14 protein-coding genes are annotated in these 13,723 nt (G+C 57.2%); 7 read left to right on the forward strand and 7 right to left on the reverse strand.

The features are described from left to right. Positions 1-20 precede the first annotated feature (20 nt). From RHM56_RS13385 to RHM56_RS13395, 3 genes are read right to left on the reverse strand one after another with little or no spacing between them, the layout of a single operon-like run. A complete protein-coding gene (locus RHM56_RS13385; RefSeq protein ID WP_322232809.1) occupies positions 21-419 on the reverse strand; it encodes a RidA family protein in 399 nt (132 codons plus the stop codon). Positions 420-449: 30 nt separating this feature from the next. After that, positions 450-1,556 carry an alanine racemase gene (locus tag RHM56_RS13390; protein ID WP_322232811.1) on the reverse strand — a complete coding sequence of 369 codons (1,107 nt, stop codon included), beginning with the start codon at positions 1,554-1,556 and terminating at the stop codon, positions 450-452. Between the two features lie 47 nt (positions 1,557-1,603). Continuing rightward, the gene (locus RHM56_RS13395; protein WP_322232814.1) at positions 1,604-2,545 is read right to left on the reverse strand and encodes a glutamate cyclase domain-containing protein; all 942 of its coding nucleotides are present in this window, start codon (positions 2,543-2,545) and stop codon (positions 1,604-1,606) included. 495 nt (positions 2,546-3,040) lie between these two features. Between RHM56_RS13395 and RHM56_RS13400 the strand changes: the two genes are divergently transcribed. After that, positions 3,041-4,228, forward strand: a complete 1,188-nt coding sequence (locus tag RHM56_RS13400; RefSeq protein ID WP_322232816.1) for an MFS transporter — start codon at positions 3,041-3,043, stop codon at positions 4,226-4,228. Position 4,229: 1 nt separating this feature from the next. On the opposite strand, the gene RHM56_RS13405 is transcribed toward RHM56_RS13400, so the two are convergent. Together RHM56_RS13405 and RHM56_RS13410 are read right to left on the reverse strand one after the other, a co-directional pair. Next, positions 4,230-5,261 carry a dienelactone hydrolase gene (locus tag RHM56_RS13405; RefSeq protein WP_322232817.1) on the reverse strand — a complete coding sequence of 344 codons (1,032 nt, stop codon included), beginning with the start codon at positions 5,259-5,261 and terminating at the stop codon, positions 4,230-4,232. Between the two features lie 164 nt (positions 5,262-5,425). Continuing rightward, positions 5,426-6,037: an FMN-dependent NADH-azoreductase gene (locus tag RHM56_RS13410; RefSeq protein WP_322232819.1), complete on the reverse strand. Its 612-nt coding sequence runs from the start codon at positions 6,035-6,037 to the stop codon at positions 5,426-5,428. 126 nt (positions 6,038-6,163) lie between these two features. On the opposite strand from RHM56_RS13410, the gene RHM56_RS13415 reads away from it, so the two are divergent. Continuing rightward, positions 6,164-7,072: a LysR substrate-binding domain-containing protein gene (locus RHM56_RS13415; RefSeq protein WP_322232821.1), complete on the forward strand. Its 909-nt coding sequence runs from the start codon at positions 6,164-6,166 to the stop codon at positions 7,070-7,072. A 26-nt stretch (positions 7,073-7,098) separates the two neighbouring features. Beyond that, a complete protein-coding gene (locus tag RHM56_RS13420) occupies positions 7,099-7,443 on the forward strand; it encodes an MmcQ/YjbR family DNA-binding protein (RefSeq protein WP_322241772.1) in 345 nt (114 codons plus the stop codon). 17 nt (positions 7,444-7,460) lie between these two features. Here RHM56_RS13420 and RHM56_RS13425 read toward each other — a convergent pair whose 3' ends face one another. Further along, positions 7,461-7,856, reverse strand: a complete 396-nt coding sequence (locus tag RHM56_RS13425) for a DUF1294 domain-containing protein (protein ID WP_322241774.1) — start codon at positions 7,854-7,856, stop codon at positions 7,461-7,463. 35 nt (positions 7,857-7,891) lie between these two features. Beyond that, entirely contained in the window at positions 7,892-8,719 is an 828-nt protein-coding gene (locus tag RHM56_RS13430) for an undecaprenyl-diphosphate phosphatase (RefSeq protein ID WP_322232823.1), read from the reverse strand. A 257-nt stretch (positions 8,720-8,976) separates the two neighbouring features. Here RHM56_RS13430 and RHM56_RS13435 point away from each other — a divergent pair, with 257 nt between their 5' ends. The 4 genes from RHM56_RS13435 to RHM56_RS13450 all read left to right on the forward strand — a co-directional run bounded on the left by RHM56_RS13435 (position 8,977) and on the right by RHM56_RS13450 (position 13,683). After that, positions 8,977-10,611, forward strand: a complete 1,635-nt coding sequence (locus RHM56_RS13435) for a methyl-accepting chemotaxis protein (RefSeq protein WP_322232825.1) — start codon at positions 8,977-8,979, stop codon at positions 10,609-10,611. A 240-nt stretch (positions 10,612-10,851) separates the two neighbouring features. Then, positions 10,852-11,877 carry a LacI family DNA-binding transcriptional regulator gene (locus tag RHM56_RS13440; RefSeq protein WP_322232827.1) on the forward strand — a complete coding sequence of 342 codons (1,026 nt, stop codon included), beginning with the start codon at positions 10,852-10,854 and terminating at the stop codon, positions 11,875-11,877. Between the two features lie 86 nt (positions 11,878-11,963). Further along, positions 11,964-12,746 (forward strand): sugar phosphate isomerase/epimerase family protein, encoded by a 783-nt coding sequence (locus tag RHM56_RS13445; protein WP_322232830.1) that lies wholly within the window; start codon positions 11,964-11,966, stop codon positions 12,744-12,746. Further along, entirely contained in the window at positions 12,739-13,683 is a 945-nt protein-coding gene (locus tag RHM56_RS13450; RefSeq protein ID WP_322232832.1) for a sugar kinase, read from the forward strand. Before RHM56_RS13445 ends, RHM56_RS13450 begins: the two co-directional genes overlap by 8 nt. Positions 13,684-13,723: the final 40 nt, after the last annotated feature.

Here is a 13,723-nt window from a genome sequence, read left to right on the forward strand (position 1 = left end):
ATTCGGTCGATGTATGAGGGTTAGTCGCCAGTCCCAACGTAGGCCACCGCGTCGATTTCGATTAGTACACCTTGAAGTCCACATTCAACAGTTGTACGCGCAGGCTTCAAGCCTAGAAACCTAGAGCCGTAGGCGGCGTTAAACCTAGGAAAAAGCGTCAAATCCGTCAGATAGACTGTGATCTTTACGACATTGCTCAATGAGGTGCCCGCCTCTTCCAGCACTTTTGCAAGGTTATCCAGCGTGGCCTCGGTTTGAGCTTCGATAGTGTCTCCGATCACGCGCCGACTGGCATCGCGTGGCGTTTGCCCGGCAGTGAACACAAAGCCGCCAGCCACGATCGCGCTGGAATAATGGCCACCAGCGCTGATGCTTGAAACATTTATTGGCTGAAGCAGTGGAGAAGTAGTGGGTGTCATAACAAGTTCCTCGTGAGGCTTTGCCGCGTGTTAGCGACGATTACCCAATTGTTCGCGCTGGCTCCACTCGCCCGATGTCGTCAACACCAACGCAGTGTCATAAAGGTATGCCGTCGTGCATGCATGGCGCGGCATCAGCAGCACTCGATCTCCCACCATAAGGCCAGTGTTTTCAACCACCACATGCTCCTCACTCATCATCAGTATCCTTGCGGGCCAGCGAAATCGCTGAGGTAGAGGTTTGTCGGGCGAAATAGCCTTGGCGCCAGCGTCCAGCGTGGCGGTATCGCCTTTTGTGGCGATAACCGTGGCCAATACATAAGCGCTTGGTTCCCACCCCAGAGGCCCGAGTTCAAGATCATGTTGATCGCTTGAGTACGTCCAGCTACCTGGCCCGACGTAACGTGCTAGCGAGTCCGGCCACACGTTGAAGCTGTAGCTGCCTCCAGCAATAAGTTCGGTTGCCAACCCCGCCTCGGCTGCTCGGGCCAAGAAATCCTCGACCTGTTCGATGACTAGATCGATTCTCTTTGTACGTAGCTGGAGGTCATCGCCTTGAATGTGCCCGTCGTAGACATGGAAGCCCGACATCCTGCCTAGCTCATGCAGTTCGAGAGCCAAGTCCAGCCCAACTTGATTGATTGGAGCACCAGTGCGGCCCATGCCAGGATCAAGATCTACGATCAGCTTGAGGTTAGGTGCAGCAGAGTCGGCGTGTGCGAGCGCCTCTCGCCATATAGCCGCACCATGAACAGAGTCAACCAGAGCACCGACTCTAGCCTGCGGATATTTTGCTGCGGCCTGAATCACAGCGTTGATATTGGCCTTGTTTACGGTTGGGTATGCCCAAACCACATAGGGTGCACCGCTAGCGAGCACCATCTCCACTTCAGCGACGGTGGAGGCTTTGAATGCCTTCACGCCTTCATTCAGGCATAGCTTCACCACCCATCCAGCACGATGGGTTTTCACATGCGGCATCAGCCGATCTACTCCACCACACGCTTGGGCGCAGGCCCGCAGGTTCTGCACCACCCCCTGTTCGTGGATGACAAAAGCTGGCGTTTGCACCCCCGGCGGCATTGTGACTGCCCATTGTGGGCTGAATTTTGGAGCATCAATTAGAGTGTTGAACATGGTGAGTACCTGATGCGTACATGAGTGAACGGTCACAATCGCAAGGGTTAGCGATCGGCTGCCTGCTCGTTTAGAAATGCTTCGGTTACACCTCGCAATTCGCGCAACACCGCTGCGTGGGTTTCCCATGGCAAGCGATCAACACTCATCATTGGGGTAGCCGCTTTATCAAGACGACTGTCGTCTACGGCCTGCCCTACTTCTACCGCCGCTCGCAGAAATGCATGGTCTTTCTCAGGAACGAAGTCTTGGAGCAAGGCATCTGCCAAGTCAGGACGCACCATCGCCAAGGCCTGCAACAAGCCCCAGCCGCCCCAGTTCGACACACCAGCAACGATCAGATAGTCAGCTCCAGTGCTTGCAGCAATGAGCTCACCATTCGGAATATCGCGCTGGACGATTTCGGGGGGTAGTACGCCCATCCCGATCTCGTTTCCACCATCACCAATTCCAATGGTGACCCACGGCCGCTGCCAAGCTGGGTCTTCAAACAGGAGATGCAATGGAGCGGTGTCCAATGTCATGTCCGCACCGTACTCACGATGCGGTTTCCCATCGCTACCAGGCGACACCCGCTCGATCGCAATAAGGTGGGTGATAGGTCGTACTTGAGTGGCAAGGCGCGCTCTCAAGGAGCGAACCGAGACATCGCTGACCGATGTGATTTCAAGCTCTACGGCCTTCGGTAGCTCGTGGGTAATTGCCCAAATCGCTTTGCTGCATGGAGCGTCGGTTATCACCGTCACCGGAACGCCCGCGTGAGCCAACCCAGCGGCAAGGTGTGCCATGCCACCCAAGCCGTCGGTTTCAGGTGAAGGAGGCACAGCATTACGGATAAAAAAACCAGTCACGATTCCGACGTGCGCGTTTGGCGTCCCCATGATCGATTGAGCTGCTCGCTCGAGATTTCCTTTCGCAAACTCCACCATGCGGCTGATGTCTCGGCGCACGGTCTGTCCGATTACGTTCTCTACGGCCTTGAATGTCATTACGGCGATTCCCCAGTTAGCAGGGCCTTTCGGATGATATGCACGATCATCTGTCGGCTGTCGCAACCGAGTGTATGGCAAGGCTATTGATAGGAAGTAATCGAAAACAACACTAAATATTGATCAGCTAACTCTATCTATCGATGATAAATTCGATAGCCGTAGTGCCAGGATGGCGGAACGGTGAAGGCTGGCTATCCACCAAACTCTCAGAAAGAAAAGCAGGCATTAGCGTCCAGTTCGAGATGCAGCTGGAGCAAAAGATTTCAGCCCGTCGAGGTCGGCATTGCTCCAACTGAGCATGGCCAAATTCGTCAAACACAATCACATAGAACATCGTGATGAAGCGGTGATCCACGCCTGCTGATCGGCACCTGAAACGCCCTCAACCTTGTGCCAGTTTTCCACCTGCTGCCAATATCGTTAGCCTGCTTTCTTTTACTTCACAGTCGCGCCATCATGCCGGGCATCGACCACCAGCCGGAACCGCTGCTCATGCCTGCGCAACACCCTCCTCACGAGAGTTCTCTGTCGGTTACCCTGCACATTCTGTCGATCGTGTTTTATACCTTTATTGCGTTTATCTGCATTGGTTTGCCTATCGCGGTTTTGCCCGGCTATGTCCATGACCAACTGGGCTTCAGCGCCGTGGTTGCGGGTCTGACGATCGCTTCGCAATACCTCGCCACCCTGCTCAGCCGCCCTTCTGCCGGGCGCATCGTCGACAAGCACGGCACCAAGCCAGCTGTGGTGTATGGCTTGATCGGGATTGCCATCAGCGGCGCGCTCACGGCGCTGGCCGTGATGCTGCAAAGCTCGCCGTTGCTGAGTCTGGGGGTTTTGATCACCGGGCGCATTTTTCTGGGTATTGCCCAAGGGCTGATCGGGGTCGGGACGATCAGTTGGGGGATCGCGCAAGTCGGCTCACATCATACGGCCAGAGCCATTGGCTGGAACGGCATCGCCTCTTATGGCGCCATCGCCATTGGCGCCCCCTTGGGTGTTGTGATGATCGACAAACTGGGCTTCATCAGCCTGGGTTTTGCGCTGCTCGTGCTGGCACTGCTGGCGTTGTTGATCATCCGCAAAAAAACATCGATTCCCGTTATCACCGGCGTCCGCCTGTCTTTTTGGTCAGTGTTCGGCCTAATCGCGCCCTACGGCGTCAGCCTGACGCTGGCCTCCATTGGCTACGGCACGCTGACCACCTTTATCACCTTGTTTTACATTGACCGCGGCTGGACGGGCGCAGCCTATTGCCTGTCCGTGTTTGGCGTCTGCTTTATTCTCGCCCGCCTGGTGTTCACCAACAGCATCAACCGCTTGGGCGGCTACACCGTCGCCATGACCTGCATGGCCATGGAAACCGTTGGCCTGACGTTGCTGTGGCTTGCACCCTCAACGGCCTACGCCTTGATAGGTGCAGGACTGACAGGGTTTGGCTTGTCGCTGGTGTACCCGGCTCTGGGCGTGGAAGCAGTCAAGCAGGTGCCGACGTCCAGCCGAGGCGCCGGACTGAGTGCTTATGCGGTGTTTTTCGATCTGGCGCTGGCCATCGCGGGCCCCATCATGGGGGCCATCGCCTTGAACCTGGGTTACCCCTGGATATTCTTCAGCGCCGCACTGCTCTGCGTACTGGGCTTGCTGTTGACGCTCGGGCTGTCACGGCGACACCCCGAATAGATTATTGATTGACCGTGCGCAGCCCTGTGTGCGGATTGCTTTCGAGTGCCTTGCTGAAAAAACGCCCCGCTTCGTAAATCAAATCACGGTGAATATCTTCGCGATCGACCCCCTCCGCATCTGTGCACAATCCGGGCATGGCTGCCAACTGTGAATCGGTGCACGGCGCCATAAACACAAAATGCCCGGCGCCAGGTATCAGATTGAACTCAGGGGCGACGGGTAATTTGCGCGCCAAGGCTTCGGCATTTTTATCCGGGAACACGATTTTGTCGCCATCACCGCTGTACAGCAGTACCGGCACCTGCACATCCGTCAACGTCTGCCGCCCGAACATCAGGCTCAGCGGTGCCATAAGCAGCAACGCCTGTACGCGCGGGTCAGCAGTCGGCAGCAAGTCATCACGGTCTGCAATCAGCTCACCTTGAGTGGTACACGCATCGCGGTCATCCGGGCGCTCCTGGCAGTAACGCCGCAGACGCTCCAGATCGGGCTCGGCACCCGCCAAAATCAGCGCCGTTTCGCCCCCCGCCGAATAACCGATGACACCGACCTGCTCTGCATTCACGTAGGGGGACAAGGTGTTTTCGCCAAGGACGGCACTGATGGCCGCCGAAATTTGCATAGGCCGACCATACAAGTTGCTCAGCGTCCCGGAACGGCTGTGATCTTTGAAGTTATCGCCGGGGTGCAGCACCGCCACGACGACAAACCCTTTGCGCGCCAGCTCAGTAATAAGATCGTGCAACGCCAGCGGCGTGCCGACATTGCCATGCGACAGCACCAGCATCGGGTAATGACCCATGGCGATTTTTGCGTCTTCAGTTGCATCAATGTCATAGATGCCCATCTTGCTGCTCGCGTCATCATCCGTCGAGGGATAGAAGGCAATGGCGTGCATCGGCTGCCCATCAACCGGGTCGAGAAAACTCAGGCGATGAAAGCCCACACTCCACTGATTGGCAGGTTCGGCCTGCACCACCACAGGGCAACTTGCCATTAGTAGAAACACAACAGCGCACAAACGCATCATGATGGCTTACCTTTAAGAGCGGGCAACTTGCAGCAGGCAATGACAGAAGTTCCCCTGCATAACCCAAGCCAGCACCTTTAAGGCCAGATGCAAAAAACTCCGTACTCTGGCCACTTTCGCTGTCCAGAATACAGAGTTTAGTCGGTGTAGCGTTGCGTGAAGGCTTACGCGGCGCTGAACAGATCCTGTTTAATCTGTTGATGTGCATCGCTCAGGGCTTTGCTGCGAACTTCTTCGCCATAGCCCAGACCTTCGGCGCGAACAAATTCAATGTCCGTGATACCCAAGAAGCCCAGCAGCAGTTTCAAGTAGTCTTCGTGCGCTACGCCGCTCGCTTGGCCAGCATGAAGACCACCCGAGGTCGAGACCACCACGACTTTCTTGTTACCGCACAGGCCTACAGGGCCGGTTTCGGTGTAGCGGAAGGTCTGACCGGCGACCGCAATACGGTCGATCCAGGCTTTCAGCTGTGTAGGAATAGTGAAGTTGTACATCGGTGCTGCGATCACAAGGGCGTCGGCAGCCAGGAACTGGGCCAAGGTGTCGGCACTCAACTGCGCTTCCAGTGCTTGCGCCGCATCACGCAGTTCAGCCGGTGTACCCGCCGCCACCAGGGTGGCCGCCGAGAAGTGCTGAATGCCTTCGCTGGCCAGATCGCGATAGCTCACTTCGATGCTTGGATCAGCCGCCTGCCAAGCCTTGACGACTTCAGCGCTCAACTGACGCGAAGCCGAGTTGTCGCCCAAGATGCTCGAATCGATATGCAAAAGTTTCATGCTGATCTCCAAATGAAGACCGCCACTGGGCGATCAAGTGAAGGCGATACTACCTATCAAAGCAATCGACGATAAGTTAGCCCGTATGCGATAGTTCGTCCCATCAGTAGGACAGTGAGAATACCCATGCAGGACCTTAACGATCTGTACTACTTCGCCAAAGTGGTCGAAGCCGGTGGGTTTGCCGCCGCCGGGCGTGCTCTGGGCATCCCCAAGTCACGCTTGTCGCGCAGAGTGGCTGAGCTCGAAGAGCGTCTGGGCGCCCGCCTGTTACAGCGCACTACGCGCCAGCTGAAACTCACCGCCGTGGGCGAACGCTACTTGAGCCATTGCCAGGCCATGCTGCTCCAGGCCGAAATGGCCGACGAGGCCGTTGCCAGTATGTCCAGCGAACCGCGAGGCCGCCTGCGAGTGTCATGCCCGGTGGGCTTGGCTCATGAATTTATGCCCGAAGTCATCAGTTCTTTTCTGCGTGCCTACCCGCATGTTCAGTTGGAAGTCAGCCTGCTTAACCGACGCGTCGACCTGGTCACCGAAGGCATTGATGTGGCCATGCGCGTACGCGAACTGGGGGATGAAGACCCGCTGCTGGTCACCCGGCGATTACGCCAGGCCGTCACCGTAATGGTCGCCAGCCCCGAGTTTGCCCGGCAATGGACGATCAACACCCCCGACGACCTTAAGAATGTCCCGGTTCTGGGGGCGGTTGAGGCGGATCGCATGGTGCACCTGCGCATGCTCGATGAGCAGGGCAAAGCCTGTGATCTGGTGCTGGAAGCGCGATTGGGCATTGATGACTTCGTGGTACGCAAAGCCTGCACCCTGTCCGGTCTTGGCTTTACCGTACTGCCCATGCTGTATTGCGAACAGGAATTGGAAAATGGCCAACTGGTGCAACTGCTGCCCAAATGGTCACTGCCCGGCGGCTGGTTACACGCCGTTTACCCTCACCGTCGCGGCGTCATGCCAGCCGTGCGTGCCTGGATCGATCATTTGGCCGCAGCTTTCGAGCGCTGTGGAGACAAAACGCTATGACTCGCACGTTGAATACCCGAAAAATAATGACCAAAGCCGATGTCGCCGAGTTTTGCCGCGGCCTGCCTGGCGTGAAAGAGGATGTGAAATGGGGCGGGGTCGAGGTGTTTTATATCGATCAGAGCAAAATGTTTGCCCTGTTCAACCTCAACAGCAACGGGCTCTCCTTCAAGGTCGAAAAAGAGCTGTTTTTGGGTTACATCGACCGTCCTGGCATACGGCCATCGCCTTATCTGGCGCGAGCGTACTGGATCAATATGCAAGCGCCCTACCCTATGGACGCTGAGGAACTGCAAGACGTGTTGCGTCGCTCCCACCAGTTGGTGGTCGGCAAACTGCCGAAAAAACGTCAGATCGGTTTGTTGATCTGACGTCCTCCGCAGTCCGCTTACAGGTTCAGAAACGTCAGCTTCAAGAACAGCACATCAACCCAGACCGCTTGATGCACGGCAACGATCAACCAGAACCACACTTGATAAGACACCTTGCGCGTTTTGTGGCGAAACACCTGTTGCGCCACCAGCGCCCCCGGCCAGCCGCCCAGTAGCTCGACCCCGTGCAGAACCTTCTCCGGGATGCGCCACTGGCCATTTTTAGCCTGTTGCTTGTCGTACCAGTACATGCCAAACGCCACGGTGCTGGCCAGCCCATAAAGCAGCAAGGGCACCCGCGTGATGCCCGTGAACCACACACTCAATGAGCCACCCAGCGGCATTGCGCACAGCAGCGCCAGCACCAGCAGTTTGAATTTCAAGCCACGGATCGGCGCGCCATGGCCCGGCATCCCGACAGACTCGCGCCGATCATTTGCCGTTTTCTTCACGCGGCAGCCGACCAGTCAATCCAGCCAAACTTCCAGGTCGCCAGAATCAACAGACCGAACGCAATGCGATACCACGCGAACGCCGCATAGCTGTGGTTGGAGATGAATTTCAGCAACGCGCGCACAGCAATCATGGCGAAGATGAACGCCGTCACAAAACCAATTGCGAACACCGGCAGATCGTCAGGCTGGAACAGGTGACGGTATTTGTAACCTGAGTACACCGCCGCGCCGACCATGGTTGGCATCGCCAGGAAGAATGAAAACTCAGTGGCCGCCTTGCGCGACAAACCAAACAACAGGCCGCCAATAATGGTCGAGCCCGAACGCGAAGTGCCCGGAATCATTGCCAGACACTGTGCAAAACCGATTTTAACGGCGTCTTTCCAGGTCATGTCATCCACGGTTTCAGCACGAATCACATGCTGGCGACGCTCAGCCCACAACATGATCACACCACCGATGACCAGCGCAGTGGCCACGGTAATCGGGTTGAACAGGTATTCGTGGATCATGTCGGCAAAAATCACCCCCAACACCACTGCGGGCATCACCGCGATGATCAAGTTGATGGTAAAACGTCGAGCGCTGGGCTGCGTAGGCAAACCGACGACAACATCGATGATCTTGCGGCGAAATTCCCAGACAACAGCCAAAATGGCACCCAACTGGATAATGATGTTGAACGCCATGGCGCGCTCGCCGCCAAAGTTCAGCAAGTCGGCCACAATAATCTGGTGGCCAGTACTTGAAACCGGCAAGAATTCCGTAAGGCCTTCAACTACGCCGAGTATCAACGCCTGTGCGGCAGTCCAAAGATCCATCATTCCCCCATTGAAGCGCTGCATCTTGCAGCACTGATTCGTTAATTTTGAGTGTGCGCAACCGCTGCCGCAGTGTAGGTCGCAGGTGCGTCATGCTCACTAATGTGATGTGAAATAACTGTCGGAAATCAATAAAGATTCAGCTTTCTGAATTCCGGCCGAGATCCTATCAGACACGTTCCACTTTCGCTGCTATGACTACGCCCTGTAGTCGTACTCAGCGATGACAACAAGAAAAACAAAGGAGTGACCGTTGTATGAATACCTTACGCAGGTTGTCCATCAGCCGACGTCTGTGGCTGATCTTGATTGTGGCCGTGGCCATGCTGCTGGCGTTGGGTTTGTTGATGCTAAAACAGATACATGACGATTTGTATGATGCAAAAGCGCAGAAAACCCAGCACGTGGTGCAAACCGCAAGCGGCATTCTAGGCTATTACCACAGCCTTGAAACAGCCGGCGCGTTAAGCCGCGAAGCCGCGCAACAGCAGGCGCTAAAGGTGATCGGCAACTTGCGCTATGACCACGGCGATTACTTTTGGATCAATGACTTGCGTCCCTACATGGTCATGCACCCGACCAACCCTGCGCTCGACGGAAAAGACTTGTCCGCCATCAAAGATCCTGACGGTTTTGCGATTTTCAACGAGATGGCCGCACTGGCGAAAAGCAAAGGCGCGGGCATGATGAATTACCGTTGGCCAAAACCGGGCGCTGATGCCCCGGTGCAAAAGACCTCCTACGTCCAGTTGTTCGAGCCGTGGGGCTGGGTCATCGGCTCCGGGGTTTACATCGATGACATGCAAGCCGAGTTCCAGTCGCAAGTCTGGCAAGCCAGTTGGGTGGGCCTGGTAATTGCCCTCATCATGGCCGCTCTGGTCATGCTGATTGCCCGCAGCATCGCCCGCCCGTTACGCGATGCAGTGCAGGCCATGGCCAATATTGCCAGCGGCGAAAGCGATCTGACGCGCAGTCTCGACACCCATGGTCGGGATGAAGTCACGGAACTGGCGCAGCACTTCAACACCTTTACCGCCAAACTGCGCACGGTGGTCAGCCACTTGCAGTCCACCGCGACCGCACTGGAACAGTCATCGACGGCACTGGGCAACAGCGCCACCGACGCTCAGCAACGCAGCCAGCAGCAAGCCTCGCAAATGGATCAGGTGGCGACGGCAATCAATGAAGTCACTTACGCGGTGCATGAAGTGGCCAAAAACGCTGAACACGCCGCAGGCGAGATGCGTGGTGCCCAGACGCAAGCCGAACTGGGCCAGCAAAACATCGACAACAGCCTGCAACAGATTGACCAACTATCGGGCACCATCAATCAGGCGGTCGAGGTCATTCGCGCCCTGGCAACCCAAAGCAGTGGCATCAGCAGCGTGCTGGAAGTCATCCGTTCAATTGCCGAACAGACCAACCTGCTGGCCCTCAACGCTGCGATAGAAGCTGCGCGGGCGGGCGAGCAAGGCCGTGGTTTTGCCGTGGTCGCCGATGAGGTCCGATTGCTGGCCCAACGCACGCAACGGTCAACGGCAGAGATCCAGACCATGATCGAGAGTCTGCAAAAACACTCCGAAGCCGCTGTCACTGTGATCGCCAGCAGCAGCCACGCTTCGCAACTGACTATCGAGCAAGCCACCCAGGCCGGACAGAGCCTGACCACCATTGGCCAGGCCCTGAACAATCTGAATGGCCTCAACGCCTCCATTGCCAGTGCAACCCTGCAGCAAGCCCATGTCGTGGAAGACATCAACCAAAACGTGACTCAGGCCGCCGGGCTCTCACAAAGCACCGCCGAGGCTGCCGAACAGTCGAGTGCTGCCAGCGTTCATCTCAAAGATCTGAGCGTTCAGCTCAATGGCTTGCTGCGTCAATTCAAGGTGTAAAAACCTGTAATCGTTGCCGCAAGCTGCGATGGGGCGCCAAGCAGGCCTTAACCGAAGGTCTTGCGGCCCCTATCGCAGCTTCGGCAGCGTCTACACCATTTGATTGTTGCCAAGGCTGATTTTTAAACGTGCATTTACACACGGCACTTGACGAGAACCGGTTTTCGGGTTTTCCTGAAACCGGTTTCATCGCTCTTCAGCGAAACCGCCTGTGATAACTCCAATAAAAGGTTTCAGGCCGTGAACAGTTTTTCTGCAGCCCAACGCACCCGCGTCACCATGCTCGATGTCGCCCAACGTGCCGGCGTGTCCAAAGCCAGCGTGTCGCGCTTTATTGGCGAAGACCGCGCCTTGCTCTCAGAGGCCATTGCCGAGCGTATCGAGCGGGCGATCAACGAGCTGGGTTATCGCCCCAATCAAATGGCCCGAGGCCTGAAGCGCGGACGCACGCGGCTGATCGGAATGCTGGTGGCCGACATTCGCAACCCCTATTCGATAGCAGTGATGCATGGCGTTGAAACCGCCTGCCGCCAGCACGGCTACAACCTGGTGGTGTGCAATACCGACCGCAATGATGAGCAAGAACGCCAACACCTGGCTGCCTTGCGCGCTTACAACATCGAAGGTCTGATTCTTAACACCCTTGGGCATCATCCCGACGCGCTGCAACAACTGCATCAAGAAATGCCCATCGTCCTCATCGACCGCAAAGTCGAGCAACTGCACATCGATCTGGTCGGCCTCGACAATGCCGGGGCGGTGCGCATGGCGCTGGAGCATCTGCAACAACAAGGTTATGGCGACCTGCTGATGGTGAGCGAGCCCATTGATGGCACCCACTCACGCAGCGAGCGCATGCACAGTTTTAATCAGCATGTGGCACAACACCCCGCCCTAAAAGGTGCTGTTGTGTTTACCGGCCCGCACCTGCGCGCCGATATTCAGTCTTTTCTGCACGCAGCAGGCCCCGGCCCCAAAGCTGTCTTTTGCTCAAACGGTGTGTCCGCCCTGGCCTGTACCCACGTGCTGCGCGAGTTGAACTGCCGCCTGTTTGAAGACCTCGGCCTGATTGCCCTCGATGATCTGGACTGGTTTCCCTTGGTGGGCAGCGGCATCACCGCCCTCGCCCAGCCGACACAGCAAATAGGCGCCAGCGCGTTTGACTGCCTGCTCAAACGCCTGAAGGGCGATACCGGACCTGTCCGGGCTCTGGATTATTGCGCCCAATTGATCATTCGCGGCTCGACACAGCGCCTTACCACTTGACGTTTTAAGGGCTGGCAACCTGCTCCCCGGTGACCAGCTCTATATTTCACAACAAAAAATGAAACCGGTTTCAGAGATTAATGACCATGAGCACATTTCCCGTTTCCATCAGCCTGTCGAGCTACGGCGCCGACCTCGTTCGCCAACGCGGACAAGGCAGTTTCATTGAGTTACTGGCCAAGGCTGGGGCGACACGCATCGAACTGCGCGAAGAACTGCTGACCGAAGAAGATCCGGTCAGTTTCAGTCAGGCGGTGCAGCAACACAGCCTGGAATGCGTGTTCTCTTCGCCTCTGGAACTGTGGGAAGCCGGACAGTCGCGGCCCAATCCGCAACTGATTCCTACCTTGCAGCGCGCTCATGCTTTTGGCGCCAAATGGCTGAAAGTCTCGCTTGGCTATTTCACCGAGCACTGCGACCTGCAAAACCTTAGCGCCTGCCTTAACCAACAGCCGGTGCGCCTGTTGGTGGAAAACGATCAGACCTCACAGGGCGGGCGCATCGAACCCATGCTGCGTTTCTTCGACGCGGTCGAGCAGCAGCAAGCCCCCATCAGCATGACGTTCGACATCGGTAACTGGCAGTGGCAAGACCAGTCAGCCAGCACCGCCGCCCGCCTGCTGGGTCGCCACGTGACCTATCTGCACTGCAAAGGCGTCGCCCGCCGCCCGGATGGCAAGTTGATTGCCACCCCGCCAACGGCCACGGACTTGCAGGCGTGGGCAGACCTCATGAACCACATGCCGCATGGCTTGACCCGCGCCGTTGAATACCCGATGCAAGGCAGCGACCTGACCTGGCTGACCCGGCAACACGTGCAGGTGCTGGCCAGACTCTCTCACGCGCAGCAGGAGCTGAGCCATGTCTAACGTGGATGTGTTGTCGTTTGGCGAAACCATGGCCATGTGGGTCGCCGAGCAGAGCGGCGATCTGGCGCAGGTCGAACTGTTTCATAAACGCATTGCCGGTGCTGACAGCAACGTGGCCATTGGCCTGGCACGCTTGGGCTTTAACGTGAAGTGGTTAAGCCGCGTGGGCGCTGACTCTCTCGGACGCTTTATCCTCACCGCTTTGCAAGCCCAAGGGCTGGACTGCCAGCACGTCGACATCGACCCACTGCATCCGACCGGCTTTCAGCTTAAATCCCGCGTGGACGACGGCAGCGACCCACAGGTCGAGTATTTCCGCCGAGGTTCTGCCGCCAGCCACCTGAACTGTTCTGCCATCACCGAACCATTGCTCAGCGCCCGCCATTTGCACGCCACAGGCATCCCGGCTGCGCTGTCGGCCAGTTGCAACGAACTGTCGTTTGAACTGATGAAGTCCATGCGCGCGGCGGGCAATAGCGTGTCATTCGACCCAAACCTGCGGCCTTCACTGTGGGCCAGCGAACAGCACATGATCCGCGACATCAATGCCCTAGCCGCTCACGCTCACTGGGTCTTGCCAGGGTTGAGCGAAGGCCAGTTGCTGACCGGCTACGAGGCCCCGGCCGACATCGCTGCGTTCTATCTCGACCAAGGCGCTGAGGCGGTGGTTATCAAGCTGGGGGCCAAGGGCGCCTACTTTCGCACCGCAAAAACAGAACAATGGGTACCCGCCATCCCCGTCGCCAACGTCGTCGATACCGTCGGCGCGGGTGATGGCTTTGCTGTCGGCGTGATCAGCGCCCTGCTGGAAAAGCTCGACCTTAACGACGCCGTTCAACGCGGCAACTGGATTGGCAGCCGCGCTGTGCAAAGCCGTGGCGATATGGAGGGCCTGCCAACCCGCGCAGAACTGAACCAACACACCGCTGCCGCCTGATTTTTTGCTTCACCCGTTACCTGCTGCGACAAAAACAACA

The organism is Pseudomonas sp. CCC3.1 (assembly GCF_034347405.1).
In the GTDB taxonomy this organism is placed as follows: Bacteria; Pseudomonadota; Gammaproteobacteria; order Pseudomonadales; family Pseudomonadaceae; genus Aquipseudomonas.

Excerpts from the sequence above, each read along its gene's own strand:
- RHM56_RS13385 (WP_322232809.1), bottom strand. The coding sequence starts at position 419 with ATGACACCCACTACTTCTCCACTGCTTCAGCCAATAAATGTTTCAAGC.
- RHM56_RS13390 (WP_322232811.1), bottom strand. The coding sequence starts at position 1,556 with ATGTTCAACACTCTAATTGATGCTCCAAAATTCAGCCCACAATGGGCA.
- RHM56_RS13395 (WP_322232814.1), bottom strand. The coding sequence starts at position 2,545 with ATGACATTCAAGGCCGTAGAGAACGTAATCGGACAGACCGTGCGCCGA.
- RHM56_RS13400 (WP_322232816.1), top strand. The coding sequence starts at position 3,041 with ATGCCTGCGCAACACCCTCCTCACGAGAGTTCTCTGTCGGTTACCCTG.
- RHM56_RS13405 (WP_322232817.1), bottom strand. The coding sequence starts at position 5,261 with ATGATGCGTTTGTGCGCTGTTGTGTTTCTACTAATGGCAAGTTGCCCT.
- RHM56_RS13410 (WP_322232819.1), bottom strand. The coding sequence starts at position 6,037 with ATGAAACTTTTGCATATCGATTCGAGCATCTTGGGCGACAACTCGGCT.
- RHM56_RS13415 (WP_322232821.1), top strand. The coding sequence starts at position 6,164 with ATGCAGGACCTTAACGATCTGTACTACTTCGCCAAAGTGGTCGAAGCC.
- RHM56_RS13420 (WP_322241772.1), top strand. The coding sequence starts at position 7,099 with ATGACCAAAGCCGATGTCGCCGAGTTTTGCCGCGGCCTGCCTGGCGTG.
- RHM56_RS13425 (WP_322241774.1), bottom strand. The coding sequence starts at position 7,856 with ATGCCGGGCCATGGCGCGCCGATCCGTGGCTTGAAATTCAAACTGCTG.
- RHM56_RS13430 (WP_322232823.1), bottom strand. The coding sequence starts at position 8,719 with ATGGATCTTTGGACTGCCGCACAGGCGTTGATACTCGGCGTAGTTGAA.
- RHM56_RS13435 (WP_322232825.1), top strand. The coding sequence starts at position 8,977 with ATGAATACCTTACGCAGGTTGTCCATCAGCCGACGTCTGTGGCTGATC.
- RHM56_RS13445 (WP_322232830.1), top strand. The coding sequence starts at position 11,964 with ATGAGCACATTTCCCGTTTCCATCAGCCTGTCGAGCTACGGCGCCGAC.
- RHM56_RS13450 (WP_322232832.1), top strand. The coding sequence starts at position 12,739 with ATGTCTAACGTGGATGTGTTGTCGTTTGGCGAAACCATGGCCATGTGG.